At 30.8% G+C, this 14,487-nt stretch carries 23 protein-coding genes and 1 pseudogene; all 24 read left to right on the top strand.

All coding sequences use genetic code 11. The features are described 5' to 3' along the window. A pseudogene (locus AMN95_RS02115) lies at nucleotides 1-2,661 on the top strand (DNA-directed RNA polymerase subunit beta'); the annotation flags it as partial. 160 nt (nucleotides 2,662-2,821) lie between these two features. Further along, nucleotides 2,822-3,193 carry a 30S ribosomal protein S12 gene (rpsL, locus tag AMN95_RS02110; RefSeq protein WP_075522353.1) on the top strand — a complete coding sequence of 124 codons (372 nt, stop codon included), beginning with the start codon at nucleotides 2,822-2,824 and terminating at the stop codon, nucleotides 3,191-3,193. 3 nt (nucleotides 3,194-3,196) lie between these two features. Further along, entirely contained in the window at nucleotides 3,197-3,667 is a 471-nt protein-coding gene (gene rpsG / locus AMN95_RS02105; RefSeq protein ID WP_075522352.1) for a 30S ribosomal protein S7, read from the top strand. A 5-nt stretch (nucleotides 3,668-3,672) separates the two neighbouring features. After that, a complete protein-coding gene (gene fusA / locus AMN95_RS02100; RefSeq protein ID WP_075522351.1) occupies nucleotides 3,673-5,751 on the top strand; it encodes an elongation factor G in 2,079 nt (692 codons plus the stop codon). A 1-nt stretch (nucleotide 5,752) separates the two neighbouring features. Continuing rightward, entirely contained in the window at nucleotides 5,753-6,061 is a 309-nt protein-coding gene (rpsJ, locus tag AMN95_RS02095) for a 30S ribosomal protein S10 (RefSeq protein WP_075501282.1), read from the top strand. A gap of 2 nt (nucleotides 6,062-6,063) precedes the next feature. Beyond that, nucleotides 6,064-6,774, top strand: coding sequence for a 50S ribosomal protein L3 (gene rplC / locus AMN95_RS02090; RefSeq protein WP_075522350.1), 711 nt, complete (start codon nucleotides 6,064-6,066; stop codon nucleotides 6,772-6,774). After that, nucleotides 6,774-7,397, top strand: a complete 624-nt coding sequence (gene rplD, locus AMN95_RS02085; protein ID WP_075522349.1) for a 50S ribosomal protein L4 — start codon at nucleotides 6,774-6,776, stop codon at nucleotides 7,395-7,397. The genes rplC and rplD overlap by 1 nt, the downstream gene beginning before the upstream one ends. Further along, nucleotides 7,397-7,690, top strand: a complete 294-nt coding sequence (locus AMN95_RS02080; protein WP_075522348.1) for an uL23 family ribosomal protein — start codon at nucleotides 7,397-7,399, stop codon at nucleotides 7,688-7,690. Before rplD ends, AMN95_RS02080 begins: the two co-directional genes overlap by 1 nt. A 4-nt stretch (nucleotides 7,691-7,694) precedes the next feature. Next, the gene (gene rplB / locus AMN95_RS02075; protein WP_075522347.1) at nucleotides 7,695-8,528 is read left to right on the top strand and encodes a 50S ribosomal protein L2; all 834 of its coding nucleotides are present in this window, start codon (nucleotides 7,695-7,697) and stop codon (nucleotides 8,526-8,528) included. A 3-nt stretch (nucleotides 8,529-8,531) separates the two neighbouring features. Further along, nucleotides 8,532-8,831, top strand: a complete 300-nt coding sequence (gene rpsS / locus AMN95_RS02070) for a 30S ribosomal protein S19 (protein ID WP_075522346.1) — start codon at nucleotides 8,532-8,534, stop codon at nucleotides 8,829-8,831. 3 nt (nucleotides 8,832-8,834) lie between these two features. Continuing rightward, nucleotides 8,835-9,233 carry a 50S ribosomal protein L22 gene (rplV, locus tag AMN95_RS02065; protein WP_075522345.1) on the top strand — a complete coding sequence of 133 codons (399 nt, stop codon included), beginning with the start codon at nucleotides 8,835-8,837 and terminating at the stop codon, nucleotides 9,231-9,233. Further along, nucleotides 9,217-9,897: a 30S ribosomal protein S3 gene (rpsC, locus tag AMN95_RS02060; RefSeq protein WP_075522344.1), complete on the top strand. Its 681-nt coding sequence runs from the start codon at nucleotides 9,217-9,219 to the stop codon at nucleotides 9,895-9,897. Before rplV ends, rpsC begins: the two co-directional genes overlap by 17 nt. 1 nt (nucleotide 9,898) lies before the next feature. Next, on the top strand, nucleotides 9,899-10,309 hold the full coding sequence (rplP, locus tag AMN95_RS02055; RefSeq protein WP_075501274.1) for a 50S ribosomal protein L16: 411 nt from the start codon (nucleotides 9,899-9,901) through the stop codon (nucleotides 10,307-10,309). After that, complete coding sequence (gene rpmC, locus AMN95_RS02050) at nucleotides 10,309-10,500, top strand: 50S ribosomal protein L29 (RefSeq protein ID WP_075522343.1); 192 nt, start codon at nucleotides 10,309-10,311, stop codon at nucleotides 10,498-10,500. The genes rplP and rpmC overlap by 1 nt, the downstream gene beginning before the upstream one ends. After that, nucleotides 10,493-10,729 carry a 30S ribosomal protein S17 gene (rpsQ, locus tag AMN95_RS02045; RefSeq protein ID WP_075522342.1) on the top strand — a complete coding sequence of 79 codons (237 nt, stop codon included), beginning with the start codon at nucleotides 10,493-10,495 and terminating at the stop codon, nucleotides 10,727-10,729. The genes rpmC and rpsQ overlap by 8 nt, the downstream gene beginning before the upstream one ends. Further along, on the top strand, nucleotides 10,729-11,097 hold the full coding sequence (gene rplN, locus AMN95_RS02040; protein WP_075522341.1) for a 50S ribosomal protein L14: 369 nt from the start codon (nucleotides 10,729-10,731) through the stop codon (nucleotides 11,095-11,097). Before rpsQ ends, rplN begins: the two co-directional genes overlap by 1 nt. After that, the gene (gene rplX, locus AMN95_RS02035; protein WP_075522340.1) at nucleotides 11,097-11,345 is read left to right on the top strand and encodes a 50S ribosomal protein L24; all 249 of its coding nucleotides are present in this window, start codon (nucleotides 11,097-11,099) and stop codon (nucleotides 11,343-11,345) included. Before rplN ends, rplX begins: the two co-directional genes overlap by 1 nt. Beyond that, complete coding sequence (gene rplE, locus AMN95_RS02030) at nucleotides 11,345-11,899, top strand: 50S ribosomal protein L5 (protein ID WP_075522354.1); 555 nt, start codon at nucleotides 11,345-11,347, stop codon at nucleotides 11,897-11,899. Before rplX ends, rplE begins: the two co-directional genes overlap by 1 nt. A gap of 2 nt (nucleotides 11,900-11,901) precedes the next feature. Next, entirely contained in the window at nucleotides 11,902-12,207 is a 306-nt protein-coding gene (gene rpsN, locus AMN95_RS02025) for a 30S ribosomal protein S14 (RefSeq protein WP_075522339.1), read from the top strand. A gap of 10 nt (nucleotides 12,208-12,217) precedes the next feature. Next, nucleotides 12,218-12,613, top strand: a complete 396-nt coding sequence (gene rpsH / locus AMN95_RS02020; protein ID WP_075522338.1) for a 30S ribosomal protein S8 — start codon at nucleotides 12,218-12,220, stop codon at nucleotides 12,611-12,613. 2 nt (nucleotides 12,614-12,615) lie between these two features. Beyond that, nucleotides 12,616-13,155 (top strand): 50S ribosomal protein L6, encoded by a 540-nt coding sequence (gene rplF, locus AMN95_RS02015; RefSeq protein ID WP_075522337.1) that lies wholly within the window; start codon nucleotides 12,616-12,618, stop codon nucleotides 13,153-13,155. Next, nucleotides 13,155-13,511 (top strand): 50S ribosomal protein L18, encoded by a 357-nt coding sequence (rplR, locus tag AMN95_RS02010; RefSeq protein ID WP_075522336.1) that lies wholly within the window; start codon nucleotides 13,155-13,157, stop codon nucleotides 13,509-13,511. Before rplF ends, rplR begins: the two co-directional genes overlap by 1 nt. Before the next feature lie 2 nt (nucleotides 13,512-13,513). After that, entirely contained in the window at nucleotides 13,514-14,026 is a 513-nt protein-coding gene (gene rpsE, locus AMN95_RS02005) for a 30S ribosomal protein S5 (protein WP_075522335.1), read from the top strand. After that, nucleotides 14,026-14,481, top strand: a complete 456-nt coding sequence (gene rplO / locus AMN95_RS02000) for a 50S ribosomal protein L15 (protein WP_075522334.1) — start codon at nucleotides 14,026-14,028, stop codon at nucleotides 14,479-14,481. The genes rpsE and rplO overlap by 1 nt, the downstream gene beginning before the upstream one ends. Nucleotides 14,482-14,487: the final 6 nt, after the last annotated feature.

Genomic DNA, 14,487 nt, shown 5'->3' with positions numbered 1-14,487 from the left:
CCAATAATTGTTCCAAGTCAAGATATGATATTGGGTATTTATTATTTATCTCAAGAACCATATAATGATAAAGCCGCAGGTTATTTTACAGATGCAGATCAAATAGAATTTGCATTATCCTCAGGACAAATAAAAGTTCATAGTACAATCATTTCAAGATTTGAAACAATCGATGAAAATGGTAATAAAAAATATGAAAAATATACATCCACAGCAGGAAGATTTTTATTAGCAAATTTATTACCAAAAAACAAAGATATTAAATTTTCTTTAATAGATAGGTTATTACCTAAAAAAGTTGTATCAGAAGTAATTGATATTGTATTTAGATTTTGTGGACAAAAAACTACAGTCATTTTTTGTGATAAGTTAAAAGACTTGGGATTCAAGCATGCTTTCAAAGCAGGTATCTCTTTTGGTAAAGATGATCTTGTAATTCCAGAGAATAAAACACAATTAATTGATGATACAAAAAAATTAATAGCAGACTATGAAACTCAATATGCTGAAGGACTAATTACCAGAGGTGAAAAATACAACAAAGTAGTTGATGCATGGTCTAAATGTACTGATAGAGTTGCTGGTGAAATGATGAAAGGTATTTCAGCAACAGAAAAAACTTCTGAGGGTTTAAAAATTAATTCAGTATTTATGATGGCTGATAGTGGTGCACGTGGTTCTGCTGCTCAGATGAAACAATTAGCTGGTATGAGAGGTTTAATTGCAAAACCCTCAGGAGAGATTATTGAAAGCCCAATTATCTCTAATTTTAAGGAAGGATTAACCGCTCTGGAGTATTTTAACTCTACTCATGGAGCTAGAAAGGGCTTAGCAGATACAGCTTTAAAAACTGCAAGTTCTGGATACTTGACAAGAAGATTATGTGATGTTGCACAAGATTTAACAATAACAAAAGTAAAATGTGAAAAACCAGGCTTTATTGAATTATCAGAGATTTTAGAAGGAGGAAATGTTGTTGTTAGTTTATCAGAAAGAGCACTTGGAAGAGTCACTGCAGCTGATGTAAAAAATCCTATTACAGGTGAAGTTATAATCAAAAAATCCTCTATGATAGATGAAACCGCTTGTGACCAAATTGATGCTGCTGGAATTAAATCCCTAAAAGTATTTTCAGTTATGACGTGTGGTTCCAAAGAGGGGGTTTGTGCTACATGTTATGGAAGAGATTTATCTAGAGGAAAAATGGTTCATGTTGGTGAAGCTATTGGAATGATTTCAGCCCAATCTATTGGAGAACCAGGAACACAATTAACAATGAGAACATTTCACGTTGGAGGCACTGCATCCGTAAAACAAGACTCACAAATTATTACCAAGAACGAGGGAACGCTTAAGATTATAAACTCAAATATTTTAGAGGACTCAAAGAAAAATTTAATAGTAATGGGTAGAAATACTCAATTATCAATTGAGGATAATAATGGTGTGCAAGTTGCAATTTATAAAGTTGCATATGGTTCAAGATTATTTTTCAAAAATGGAGATAAAGTAAAGGCGAATACAAAAATTTGTGAATGGGATCCATATACAACTCCAGTAATAGCTGAGAAGAGTGGTATAGCAAGTTATGTTGATTTAATTGACAGTGTTTCAATACAGGAAACAATAGATGATGCAACAGGAATTTCATCTAAATCAGTAATCGATTGGAGATCTCAATCAAAAAGCACAGATTTAAAACCTAGAATTACTTTGAGAGATGATAAAGGTAATGTAATCAAAAAAGCAGATGATAATGAGGCTAGATATTATCTTGTCCCTGACTCAATCTTATCTGTCAAAGACGGTCAAAAAGTTTCAGCTGGAGATGTTATTGCAAGATTACCAAAAGAAACAACCAAAACAAAAGATATTACTGGGGGATTACCTCGAGTAGCTGAACTATTTGAGGCAAGAAAAGCAAAAGATAGTGCAATTATTGCTGAAAATGATGGTCAGGTTGTATTTGGTAAAGAGGTGAGAGGCAAACAAAGAGTATCAATTGTTCCTGAAGATGGTAAAGAGCCTTCAAATTATTTAATTCCAAAGGGTAAACACATTAACTTTAATCAAGGAGAAAAAATAAAAAAAGGAGAATATCTTTTAGACGGTCAACCATTACCACATGATATTTTGAGAATTATGGGAATTAAAGATTTGACTGAATATTTTGTAAATCAAGTACAAGAAGTTTATAGATTACAAGGTGTGATTATTAATGACAAACATATCGAAACCATTTTGAGACAAATGTTAAAGAAAATTGAAGTGAAAAACTCAGGAGACTCTTCTTATTTACCAGGTGAAATAATCGATAGAATTAAATTTGATAATAACAATGAAAAATTAAAAGCAGAAGGCAAAACACCAGCTATTGGTGAAAGGGTTTTGATGGGTATTACAAAAGCCTCATTACAAACAGAGTCATTTATATCAGCTGCATCTTTTCAGGAAACAACTAGGGTATTAACTGATGCAGCAATAAAAGGAAAAGTTGATCCATTAAATGGTCTTAAAGAAAATGTCATAGTTGGAAGATTAGTGCCTGCAGGAACAGGTAATATAAAGAGTAAATGGAACAAAAAAGCCCTAGAGGATGACAATAAATTTTTATCTGAACAAGAAAAAATAGAGTCTCCAGAAACCCCAGTAAATCAATAAAAATTTTATCAAGTATATTTAGTTTTAGTTTGACAAAGTCAAATTAATAAGTATTTTGGCGATGTTTTTGGTTGGAATGTAGTGTTAACTTAGACACTAAACGCTGCCATTAATAACCTGTCAGTTATTCTATTCAAAAACAACTAAATATTAAAAAATTATGCCGACTATTAATCAATTGCTAAAAAATAAAAGAATTAAACAAACTAAAAGGAATAAAGTGCCTGCATTACAGAAGCAACCTTTAAAAAGAGGAGTTTGTGTTAAAGTGTATACAACCACTCCAAAAAAACCTAATTCGGCTCTAAGAAAAGTTGCAAGAGTGAGACTTTCAAATGGATTTGAAGTTACAGCTTACATTCCTGGTGAAGGTCATAATTTACAAGAACACTCTGTTGTTTTAATTAGAGGTGGTCGAGTAAAGGATTTACCTGGAGTCCGTTATCATATTTTAAGAGGAAATCTAGACACTCAAGGCGTTGCTAATAGAAAAAAGAGAAGATCATTATACGGAACAAAAAAAGGAAAGTAACAAATGTCAAGAAAAAAAACACAACCAAAAAAAAATGTTACACCTGATCCAAAATTCAATTCAACTATTATTCCAAAACTAATAAACAACATAATGTATGACGGTAAAAGAGGAGTTGCAGCAAAAATAGTTTACGAAGCAATTGATAAGATTAAAACAAAAACAAAAGAAGAGCCCATCAATATTTTTAATGAAGCAATTAACAATATTAAACCTACTGTTGAAGTAAGGTCTAGAAGAGTTGGTGGTGCAACATATCAAGTGCCTGTAGAAGTTAAAAGTAAAAGAGCTCAAGCGTTAGCAATTAGATGGCTTGTTGATTCTGCAAGAAAAAGAAAAGATAAACATATGTCTGATAAAATTTTTAATGAGTTATATGATGCTTATGAAAAAAAAGGAGCAGCGGTTAAAAAAAGGGAAGATGTTCACAAAATGGCAGAATCAAATAAAGCGTTTGCTCATTTTAGGTGGTAATAGATATGGCCAGAACGCATACATTAGATAAATATAGAAATATTGGTATCATGGCTCACATTGATGCTGGTAAAACTACGACTACAGAAAGAATTCTTTATTACACAGGCAAAAGTCATAAGATAGGCGAGGTTCATGATGGTGCAGCAACAATGGATTGGATGGAACAGGAGCAGGAGAGAGGTATAACAATTACATCTGCTGCAACTACTTGTTTCTGGCAAGATCATAGGATTAATATCATTGATACCCCAGGTCACGTAGATTTTACAATCGAGGTTGAAAGATCTTTAAAAGTTTTGGATGGAGCTGTAGCTGTTTTTGATGGTGTAGCAGGTGTTGAACCTCAGTCTGAAACAGTATGGAGACAAGCGGATAAATATAAGGTCCCAAGAATTTGTTTTGTAAATAAATTAGATAGAACAGGAGCAGATTTCTTTAGATGTGTTGAAATGATTAAAGATAGATTGGGTGCAAAACCATTAGTAATTCAAGTGCCTATAGGTATTGAGTCATCTTTATCAGGAGTTATAGATCTTGTAAAAATGAAAGCTCAAGTATGGAAAAATGAAGCCCTAGGTGCTGAATGGGAATATAAAGATATTCCAGACGATTTAAAAGAAATTTCTCAAAAATATAGAACTGAGTTAGTTGAGTTGGCTGTGGAACAAGATGAAAAATTAATGGAGTCATATTTAAATGGTGATGAATTAAGTGAAGAAGACTTAATTAAATGTATAAGAAAAGGAACTTTAAATTTTGATTTTGTTCCAGTTTTAACTGGCTCAGCTTTTAAGAACAAAGGCGTTCAACCATTACTTGATGCAGTTGTTAACTATCTTCCAAGTCCTGTTGATATTGGTTCAATTAAAGGATCTAAAGTAGGCTCAGATGAAGAAATAGAGATGAAATTTGACGATAAAGCGCCTTTTTCAGCCTTAGCATTCAAAGTTGCAAATGATCCATTTGTAGGATCCTTAACTTTTATTAGAATTTATTCAGGTACAATAAAATCTGGAACTGGAATTTATAATTCATCAAAAGAAAAAGAGGAAAGAGTTGGAAGAATGCTTTTGATGCATGCCAATTCTAGAGAAGACATAAAAGAAGCTAATGCAGGTGATATTGTAGCTTTAGCTGGCTTAAAAAATACTATAACCGGCCATACTTTATGTGATGAAGAAAGTGCTGTTTTGCTTGAGCCAATGGAATTCCCTGACCCAGTAATTGAAATCGCTGTTGAGCCAAAAACAAAAGGTGACCAAGAAAAAATGGGTGAAGCTTTAGCTAGACTAGCAAAAGAAGACCCATCTTTTAGAGTTTCATCCGATGAAGAGTCTGGTCAAACAATTATAAAAGGTATGGGTGAGCTACATTTAGATATCATTGTTGATAGAATGAAAAGAGAGTTTAAAGTTGAAGCAAACGTTGGAGCCCCACAGGTAGCATATAGAGAAACAATTGAAAAATCAGCTGAATTTGAATACATACATAAAAAACAAAGTGGTGGTGCAGGTCAATTTGCTAAAGTTAAATTATTTGTAGAACCGCAAGAACCAGGCAAAGGTAGAGATGTTGAAAGTGCCATTAAAGGGGGAGCTATACCAAAAGAATTTATTCCTGGTGTTGAAAAAGGAATTGAAACGGTCTCAGATAGTGGAATTTTAGCAGGTTTTCCACTAATTGATTATAAGGTGACCATAGTCGATGGACTACATCATGATGTGGACTCTAGTGTTTTAGCATTTGAATTAGCAAGTAGAGCTTGTTTTAAAGAGGCATGTACTCAAGGTGGTTTAAAACTTTTAGAGCCAATAATGAGAGTTGAAGTTGTTACTCCAGAAGATTACATGGGGGATGTAATTGGTGATTTAAATAGTAGACGAGGCCAGATAAGCACACAGGAGCAAAGAGGTAATGCGACAGTCATTACTGCGATGGTGCCGCTCGCAAACATGTTTGGTTATATAAATAATTTAAGGTCAATGTCACAAGGAAGAGCTCAATATTCAATGTTCTTTGATCATTATTCTAAAGTCCCTCAGAATGTTCAGGATGAAGTAACCAAAAAGGTAGCTGGATAATATGGAAAAACAAAATATTAGAATTAAACTAAGGGCTTATGATAATAAGATTCTTGATGCTTCAACAGAAGAAATTGTTAATACAGTAAAAAGAACAGGAGCAACAATAAAGGGTCCAATACCTTTACCGACTAAGATAGAAAGATATACAGTTTTAAGATCTCCTCATATAGATAAAAAAAGTAGAGAACAATTTGAGTCAAGAACTCACAAAAGATTAATTGATATTGTAGAACCAACACCACAAACAGTTGAGGCTTTGATGAAGTTAGATTTAGCCTCAGGAGTTGATGTAGAAATAAAAATTTAGATATGAATGATATAGCTTTAATTGGAAAAAAAATTGGAATGACTAGGGAGTTCTATAAGACTGGACAACTTATTCCAGTAACTGTGTTAAAAATGGAAAAAGCTAGAGTTATACATGTAATCGACAAAGATAAGAGAGGATACCAGGCTGTTCAACTAGGTTTTGGAAAAATTAAGAATTCTAAACTTACTAAGGCTATGAAGGGATATTTTGCAAAAAAAAATACTGAAGCGAAAAAAACACTTAAAGAATTTAGGGTAGAAAATATTGACAATTTCAAAGAAGGCAACGAATTTGGAATAGAAATTTTTAAAGACATAAAATTTGTAGATACTAGATCAAAAACTATTGGTAAAGGCTTTGCAGGAGCCATGAAAAGACATAATTTTGGTGGGCTTAGAGCTACGCACGGAGTATCTATTTCACACAGATCACACGGGTCAACAGGTCAAAGACAAGATCCTGGTAAGGTTTTTAAAGGAAAAAAAATGGCTGGTCACATGGGTGACAAATTAAGAACTATGCAAAATATTGAAATTATCAAAGCAGATTTAGAGAATGAGTTACTTTATCTTAAAGGTTCAATACCGGGTTCAAAAAATACTGAGGTTATGGTTAAGAAATCTGTGAAAAATATTAATAAATTGACAATTAAAGAAAAAATAAAAATAGCTGAAGAGGCAAAAAAAACTCCTGAAAAGAAGAAAAAATAATGAAACTAGATAAATTAAATTTAGATGGAAAAAAAGGGTCTATTGAAGTTTTGGACAAAATATTTTCGGCTAAGATAAATAAAAAACTTGTAAATAATGTATTATATAAAACCAATGCAAATTACAAAGGTAGACATGCTAAAACTAAACAACAAAATGAAGTTTCAGGACCAACATCAAAAATATATGCGCAAAAAGGAACCGGCGGCGCAAGACATGCAAGTAGAAAGGCTCCAATATTTGTAGGTGGAGGTATTGCGCACGGGCCAAAAGGAGAGTTAGCATATAAAAAAAGAAAACTTAACAAAAGTGAAAAAAAATTAAGTGTAGCATCATTAATAACAGAAAAAAAAGAAAATAGTAATTTACTTGTATTCAGTGATTTTATCACAGAGATCAAAAAAACAAAAAAAATGTTTTCAATTATAAAAAAATTTGAAATTACAAATTCATTAATTATTCTTGATAAAAATTCTAAAGAGAAAATTGAAAAATCAGTTAGAAATATCCCAAATATAAAAGTTACTGATGTAAATCATTTTAGCGCTTACGATATAGTAAAATTTAAAAAAGTAGTATTTACAGAAAGCTCTATTAAAGAATTAGAGAAGAGGTACCAATAATGGGCAAATTTCATTTATATGACAAAATTTTATCTCCACTAGTAACTGAAAAAACAACTAATTTATCAGAACTAAACAAAATAGTTTTTAAAGTTCCAGCAAGTTCAAGTAAAAAGAATTTAAAAACAAACATAGAAAAAATTTTTAAGGTAAATGTAACAAAGATAAACATTATAAATAAACGAAACAGAGTTAAATTAACTAGAGGTAAAAAAGTAAAAGTTTCTGGATTTAAAAAAGCAATTATAACATTAAAAAAAGGTCAAAGTATTGATCTAACTACTGGAGTTTAATTAAATGGCGTTAAAAACATTTAAACCATATACTAAATCTACAAGAGGGACAATCTTAGTTGATAGAACTGGTTTGTGGAAAGGTAAACCGTTTAAATCTTTGGTTTCACCTAAAAATTCCTCTAAAGGAAGAAACAATAATGGTCATATAACCTCTATTAATAGAGCTGGTGGTCATAAAAAAATGTACAGACATGTTGATTTTTATAGAAAAAAATTTGATATGCCTGCTTCAGTAGAGAGAATTGAATATGATCCAAACAGATCTTGTTACATAATGTTAGTAAAATTCGAGGATAATACTTTTGCATATTATTTAGCGCCTCAAAAAATTAAGATTGGTGACGTTATAGAAAATGGATCCAAGAAAGAAATTAAAATAGGCAACTGTATGCCACTCCAAGATATTCCTGTAGGTATAGACATACACAACGTCGAAATTCAACCAGGTGCTGGCGGTAAATTGGCTAGATCAGCTGGCACATCAGTCACTATTAGTGGCTTAGATGGAAATTATAGCTTAATAAAACTTTCTTCAGGGGAAGTTAGAAAAATAGATTCAAGATCATTAGCTACTATTGGGGTACTAAGTAATCCTGACCAAAAAAATATCAAAATTGGAAAAGCTGGAAGATCAAGATGGTTAGGCAGAAGACCACATACTAGAGGGGTAGTAAAAAACCCTGTAGATCATCCTCATGGTGGTGGAGAAGGAAAAACTGCAGGAGGAAGACATCCTGTATCACCGACGGGTCAATCAGCTAAAGGTTTAAAAACTAGAGATAACAAACGAACTGATAAATTTATAGTTCGAAGAAGAAAGAAAAGAAAGGATTAGTAAATGGCTAGAGCAGTATGGAAAGGACCATTTGTTGAAGAAAGCTTAATGAAAAAAGTTGATAAATACAAAACTGATCCAAAAAAAATTCCAATAAAAACGTGGTCAAGAAAATCTACAATAATTCCAGATTTTGTTGGTGTAAGTTTTTTGATTTATAATGGAAAAAAGTTTATTCCAATTACAATTTCTGAAGATATGGTTGGCCATAAAATGGGTGAGTTTGCACCAACAAGATCATTTTTTGGTCATACACCAGCTGATAAAAAAGCAAAACCTACTGAGGAAACAAATAAAAAATAAATTATGAGTAAAAAAAAGAAAACAATTACTGGAAAAGATAAATTAGTTAAGTCTATTAATAATAATATTAGATCTAGTGTAAGAAAACTTAATCCAATTTTAAGAGGCATTGTTGGAAAAAAAGTAGATGTTGCCATAAGAGATCTACAATTTTCTGAAAAAAGAATTACTAGAGATATTAGAAAAACAATAAGTTCAGCAATAGCTAATGCAGAAAATAATTTTCAATATGACATAGATAATTTAATAGTCAAAGAAGCTTATTGTGGAAAAAAAATTATAATGAAAAGATTTAGACCAAGAGCAAAAGGTAGAGCTGCGCCAATTTTAAAACCTTATTCTAGTGTTACAATAATTTTATCAGAAAATAGAAAGATGGAGAGTCATGGGTCAAAAAGTTAATCCAGTTGGTTTTAGATTAGGAGTGAATCGAGGTTGGGATTCAGTATGGTATGCTAAGAAAAAAGATTTTGGAAATTATTTAATTGAAGATTTTAAAATCAGAGAATATATCAAAAAAAATGTAATCAATTCTGGAGTATCAAAAGTAATGATCGAACGAACATCAAATAAATGCTATGTCACTATATATACATCTAGACCAGGCTTTGTAATTGGTAAAAAGGGAAGTGATATTGATAAGATTAAAAATAATTTATCAAAATTTACAAAAAATGATGTTACTTTGAATATAAAGGAAGTAAAAAAACCTGAGACTAATGCTTACTTAGTTGCAGAAAATATTGCTCAACAATTGGTAAAAAGAATTTCTTACAGAAGAGCAATGAAAAGAGCAATGCAGTCCTGTATCAGATTAGGTGCAAAAGGAATAAAGGTTTCATGTAGTGGTAGATTAGGTGGAAATGAAATTGCAAGAACAGAATGGTTAAGAGATGGAAGTATCCCTTCTCACACATTGCGAGCTGATATTGATTACGCTGAAGCTGAAGCATTAACTACTTATGGAATTATAGGTATTAAAGTCTGGATTTATAAAGGTGAAGTTTTTGCTAAAGAATTTAGCCAAGAAACTAATAAAACAACTAATAAAGAGGCTAAAGAGTAAAATGTTACAACCAGTTAGAACAAAATGGAGAAAAGCTCACAAGGGTAGAATACATGGTAATGCCTCAAGAGCAAATTTTATTAATTATGGGGCTTACGCATTAAAAGCAATGTCGCCAGAAAGAGTAACTGGAAAACAAATCGAGGCTGCAAGAGTTGCTTTAACAAGACATATGAAAAGACAAGGTAGAGTTTGGACAAGAGTTTTTCCAAATATTCCAGTTTCAAAAAAACCTATTGAAGTTCGTATGGGTAAAGGTAAAGGTTCACCAGAATATTACGCTTGTAGAGTTAAACCTGGTAGAATTTTATTTGAAGTTGATGGTGTTTCTGAACAAATTGCCAAAGAGGCTTTATATAAAGCATCGGCTAAATTACCTATTAAAACAAAAACAATTAAGAGATTTGCGTAATGAAAAAACAAGAAATAAAAAAATTATCTAAGGATGAAATACTTAAAAATATTGATAAATTTAAAAAAGATTTATTTAATTTTAGGTTTCAAAAAATAAATTCACAGATAACAAACCCCGCAAAAATTAGTGAAACAAAAAAAACAATAGCTAGATTAAAAACTATTTTAAAGGAAAAAATTAATGCCTAAAAAAATTTTAACAGGAATTGTTGTTAGTGATAAACCTAATAAAACAATAACAGTAATGGTTGAAAGAAAATTCTCACACCCATTATTAAAAAAAGTAATTAAGGTTAGAAAAAAATATAATGCTCATGATGAAAATAATAAATATAAAAATGGTGATAAAGTTTCTATAATTGAAAGTAAACCATTTTCAAAAAATAAGAAATTTCAAGTTATGGAGAACACTAAATAATGATACAGGTTCAAACAGAATTACTTGTTGCTGATAATACTGGAGCTAAAAGAATAGAATGCATAAAAGTATTAGGAGGCTCAAAAAGACGCTATGCTAGTATTGGAGATACTATTGTGATTGCTGTAAAAGAAGCAATTCCTAAAGGTAAGGTAAAAAAAGGATCTGTTCATAAAGCAGTTGTAGTAAGAGTCAAAAAAGGAATTCATAGAGATGACGGTTCAAAAGTAAAATTTGATAATAATGCAGCTGTTCTAGTTGATGATAAGGGTGAGCCTGTGGGCACAAGAATTTTTGGTCCAGTAACTAGAGAATTAAGAAACAGAGGTCAAATGAAAATTATATCATTAGCACCGGAGGTACTTTAATGATCAAAAAGGGTTTAAAAGTTAAAGTGTTAGCAGGTAAAGATAAAAAAAAGGAAGGTGAAGTTATAGAAATTGATAGAGCTGGTAATAGGGCCAAAATTAAAGAAATTAATATGGTTAAGAAACATGTGAAAACTACGAAAGAAAAAAAAGGTGGAATAATTTCAAAAGAAAATTTCATCCATTTATCTAATTTAAGATTAGTTGATGATAAAAAAAAAGAAAAAAAAGTTGAGGCTAAAAAATGATGACACCAAGGCTTAAAGAATTATTTTTAAAAGAAATTCAACCAGCTTTAAAAGATCAATTTGGTTTTAAGAATTTATACATGAGTCCAAAAATTGAGAAGATAGTGTTAAATATGGGATTAGGGTTAGATGGAAACGATGCAAAAATTTTAAAATCTTGCGAAGAGGATATGGCTAAAATAACAGGTCAAAAACCTGTTGTAACTAAATTCAAAAAGTCTGTTGCAAATTTTAAAACTAGAAAAGGAACAAATGCCGGCCTAAAAGTAACTTTGCGAAAAAATAAAATGTACGAATTTTTAGATAGATTAGTAAACATTGCCCTACCAAGAATAAAAGACTTTAGAGGATTATCTCCGAATGGTTTTGATAAATTTGGTAATTATACTTTTGGAATTAAAGAACATATCATCTTTCCGGAAGTTAGTTTCGATAGGGCTGATAAAGTCAGAGGTCTGGATATAATAATAGCAATTTCAACAAAAAATAAAGATCATAGTTTTGCGTTATTAGAAAAACTTAACTTTCCATTTATTAAGAAAGGAGAAAATTAACAATGGCTAAATTAAGCTCAATTAATAAAAATAATAGAAGAATAAAACTTTCAGATAAATTTTTTGATAAAAGAAAAAAATTAAAAAAGATTGTTATGAATAAAAAACTTTCCTTAGAGGAAAGATTTAAAGCTCAACAAAAGTTATCAAAATTACCTAGAAATTCAGCAAAGAGTAGAGTTATGAATAGATGCCAAATTACAGGAAGACCTCATGGGGTTTATAGAAAATTAAAGATATCTAGAATTGCATTAAGACAGCTAGGCTTGCAAGGAAAGATACCAGGTTTAATTAAATCAAGCTGGTAGAAAGGAATATATGAGTTTAAGTGATCCAATTGGAGATATGATAGCAAGAATTAAAAATGCTCAATCAAGAAATCATAAAAAAGTAGAGTTACCGTCTTCAAATTTTAAAAATAAAATTGCGAATATACTGAAAAATGAAGGATTCATAAAAGATGTTAAAGTTGAGGGAGATGAAAAAAAACCTATTTTATCTTTAGAATTAAAATATCATTCTGGGAATCCAGTTATTAGTAATTTTGAAAGAGTTTCAAAACCAGGTAGAAGGATTTTCTCAAGTGCAGATAGCTTGCCAAAAATTAATAATGGTTTAGGGATTGCAATTGTGTCAACTCCAAAAGGTGTAATGACAGATATGGATGCAAGAAAGCAAAAAATAGGTGGAGAAATAATTTGTAAGGTATTTTAATCATGTCTAAAATTGGAAAAATAAACATTGCTATTCCAGAAAAAGTTAAAGTAGCTTTAGCTGGAAATATTTTGAATATTGAAGGTCCACTTGGAAAAAAATCTTTAGGTATTGATTTAGAAAATTTTAATTTAGAGATTAAAGATGGAAAAGAAATATCAATCAAACCAAAAAAAATTGATCAAAATACCAAACGCCTTTGGGGGATGAACAGAAGTTTGATAAATAATGCTGTTTTAGGATCAAGCGTAGGTTACGAAAAAATCTTAGAGTTAGTTGGAGTTGGATATAGAGCTGCTTTAAAAGGTAATCAATTAAATCTACAATTAGGTTATAGCCATGATATTAATTTTGATATTCCTGAAGGTATAAAAATTTCGGTAGAAAAACAAACGACTTTGAAAATATCCGGTTCAGACAAACAATTAGTTGGCGTTGTTGCATCGAAAATCAAAACTCTACGAAAAATTGAACCCTATAAAGGAAAAGGAATTAGAGAAAAAGGTCAATATGTACTTAAAAAAGAGGGAAAGAAAAAATAATGAAATTATCAACAAGTATTAGAAAACGTTTTAGAGTTAGCAACAAAGTTAAAAAATCTGCTCCCAAGGAAAGATTTAGACTCTGTATATCTAGATCTGCAAAGAATATATCAGCTCAAATAATTGATGACTCTAAAAATATGACCTTATTATCTGCATCATCAGTAGAAAAAGATGTAAAATCAGGTGCAAAAGTTAATAAAACTGAACTATCTAAAATAGTTGCTGAAAAATTAGCCAAAAAAGCACAAGAAAAAAATATAACTAAAATATTTTTTGATCGTGGTATTTATAAGTATCATGGTCGTGTAAAGATTTTTGCTGAAACTTTGCGTAAAAATGGAATGGATTTTTAATAATGGATAATAAAGATAAAAAAACCGACGATATTTTGGAAAAATTAGTTCACATAAACAGGATAACTAAAGTTGTTAAAGGTGGTAGAAGATTTGGATTTTCCGCACTAGTTGTTGTTGGAAATCAAGCTGGAAGAATTGGTATTGCTCACGCTAAAGCAAAACAAGTTCCAGATGCAATTAAAAAAGCTAATGAAATGGCGAGAAGAAAATTAATACATATACCATTAAGAGAAGGTAGGACTATCCACCACGATGTTAAAGCTAAAGATGGATCAGGCAAAATAGTTTTAAGAGCAGCAAATAAAGGAACAGGAATTATAGCCGGTGGTCCTGTGAGAGCTGTATGCGAGGTACTAGGTGTAAAAGATATTGTTGCTAAATCTATGGGTACTTCTAATGCACATAATGTGATAAGAGCTACGATTAAAGCTTTAAAAAAACAAAATTCACCTAAACAAATATCAACAATAAGAAATAAAAAAATTTCAGAAATAATTGAAAAAAGAGGCTAATGACTACATTTTTAAATAATCGAGAAAAAATGAATAAATCTAAAATTAGAGTAGGGAGAGGAATTGGATCTGGGAAAGGTAAAACTTCAGGAAGAGGTGTTAAGGGTCAAAAATCAAGATCAGGTGTAGCAATTAAAAGTTTTGAAGGTGGACAGATGCCTTTATATAGAAGATTACCAAAAAGAGGATTTAATCCTATATCTACGAAACAAGTTGCAACATTAAATCTTGATAAAATACAATCTTTTATAGATAAAAAGAAAATTAACTTAAATGATACTTTAAATTCCGACTTACTAAAAAAACTGAAGATAATAAATAAAAATTCTACTAAATTGAAAATTTTAGGCACAGGTGAAATTAAAAGCAAAGTTAATATTCAAGCAAACTTAGCCTCAAAATCTGCTGTTGAGAAATTAGAAAAAATTGGTGGTTCAATTCAACTAAAAAAATAGATCGTA

Origin of the sequence: Candidatus Pelagibacter communis (genome assembly GCF_001180185.1) — a bacterium.
Classification (GTDB): Bacteria; Pseudomonadota; Alphaproteobacteria; order Pelagibacterales; family Pelagibacteraceae; genus Pelagibacter; species Pelagibacter ubique_F.
The sequence above is the reverse complement of the archived record's forward strand: the minus strand, read 5'-3'. Positions and strand labels throughout refer to the sequence as shown.

What these genes read in the sequence shown, in the direction of transcription:
- rpsL (WP_075522353.1), top strand. Translation starts at nt 2,822, where the DNA reads ATGCCGACTATTAATCAATTGCTAAAAAATAAAAGAATTAAACAAACT.
- rpsG (WP_075522352.1), top strand. Translation starts at nt 3,197, where the DNA reads ATGTCAAGAAAAAAAACACAACCAAAAAAAAATGTTACACCTGATCCA.
- fusA (WP_075522351.1), top strand. Translation starts at nt 3,673, where the DNA reads ATGGCCAGAACGCATACATTAGATAAATATAGAAATATTGGTATCATG.
- rpsJ (WP_075501282.1), top strand. Translation starts at nt 5,753, where the DNA reads ATGGAAAAACAAAATATTAGAATTAAACTAAGGGCTTATGATAATAAG.
- rplC (WP_075522350.1), top strand. Translation starts at nt 6,064, where the DNA reads ATGAATGATATAGCTTTAATTGGAAAAAAAATTGGAATGACTAGGGAG.
- rplD (WP_075522349.1), top strand. Translation starts at nt 6,774, where the DNA reads ATGAAACTAGATAAATTAAATTTAGATGGAAAAAAAGGGTCTATTGAA.
- AMN95_RS02080 (WP_075522348.1), top strand. Translation starts at nt 7,397, where the DNA reads ATGGGCAAATTTCATTTATATGACAAAATTTTATCTCCACTAGTAACT.
- rplB (WP_075522347.1), top strand. Translation starts at nt 7,695, where the DNA reads ATGGCGTTAAAAACATTTAAACCATATACTAAATCTACAAGAGGGACA.
- rpsS (WP_075522346.1), top strand. Translation starts at nt 8,532, where the DNA reads ATGGCTAGAGCAGTATGGAAAGGACCATTTGTTGAAGAAAGCTTAATG.
- rplV (WP_075522345.1), top strand. Translation starts at nt 8,835, where the DNA reads ATGAGTAAAAAAAAGAAAACAATTACTGGAAAAGATAAATTAGTTAAG.
- rpsC (WP_075522344.1), top strand. Translation starts at nt 9,217, where the DNA reads ATGGGTCAAAAAGTTAATCCAGTTGGTTTTAGATTAGGAGTGAATCGA.
- rplP (WP_075501274.1), top strand. Translation starts at nt 9,899, where the DNA reads ATGTTACAACCAGTTAGAACAAAATGGAGAAAAGCTCACAAGGGTAGA.
- rpmC (WP_075522343.1), top strand. Translation starts at nt 10,309, where the DNA reads ATGAAAAAACAAGAAATAAAAAAATTATCTAAGGATGAAATACTTAAA.
- rpsQ (WP_075522342.1), top strand. Translation starts at nt 10,493, where the DNA reads ATGCCTAAAAAAATTTTAACAGGAATTGTTGTTAGTGATAAACCTAAT.
- rplN (WP_075522341.1), top strand. Translation starts at nt 10,729, where the DNA reads ATGATACAGGTTCAAACAGAATTACTTGTTGCTGATAATACTGGAGCT.
- rplX (WP_075522340.1), top strand. Translation starts at nt 11,097, where the DNA reads ATGATCAAAAAGGGTTTAAAAGTTAAAGTGTTAGCAGGTAAAGATAAA.
- rplE (WP_075522354.1), top strand. Translation starts at nt 11,345, where the DNA reads ATGACACCAAGGCTTAAAGAATTATTTTTAAAAGAAATTCAACCAGCT.
- rpsN (WP_075522339.1), top strand. Translation starts at nt 11,902, where the DNA reads ATGGCTAAATTAAGCTCAATTAATAAAAATAATAGAAGAATAAAACTT.
- rpsH (WP_075522338.1), top strand. Translation starts at nt 12,218, where the DNA reads ATGAGTTTAAGTGATCCAATTGGAGATATGATAGCAAGAATTAAAAAT.
- rplF (WP_075522337.1), top strand. Translation starts at nt 12,616, where the DNA reads ATGTCTAAAATTGGAAAAATAAACATTGCTATTCCAGAAAAAGTTAAA.
- rplR (WP_075522336.1), top strand. Translation starts at nt 13,155, where the DNA reads ATGAAATTATCAACAAGTATTAGAAAACGTTTTAGAGTTAGCAACAAA.
- rpsE (WP_075522335.1), top strand. Translation starts at nt 13,514, where the DNA reads ATGGATAATAAAGATAAAAAAACCGACGATATTTTGGAAAAATTAGTT.
- rplO (WP_075522334.1), top strand. Translation starts at nt 14,026, where the DNA reads ATGACTACATTTTTAAATAATCGAGAAAAAATGAATAAATCTAAAATT.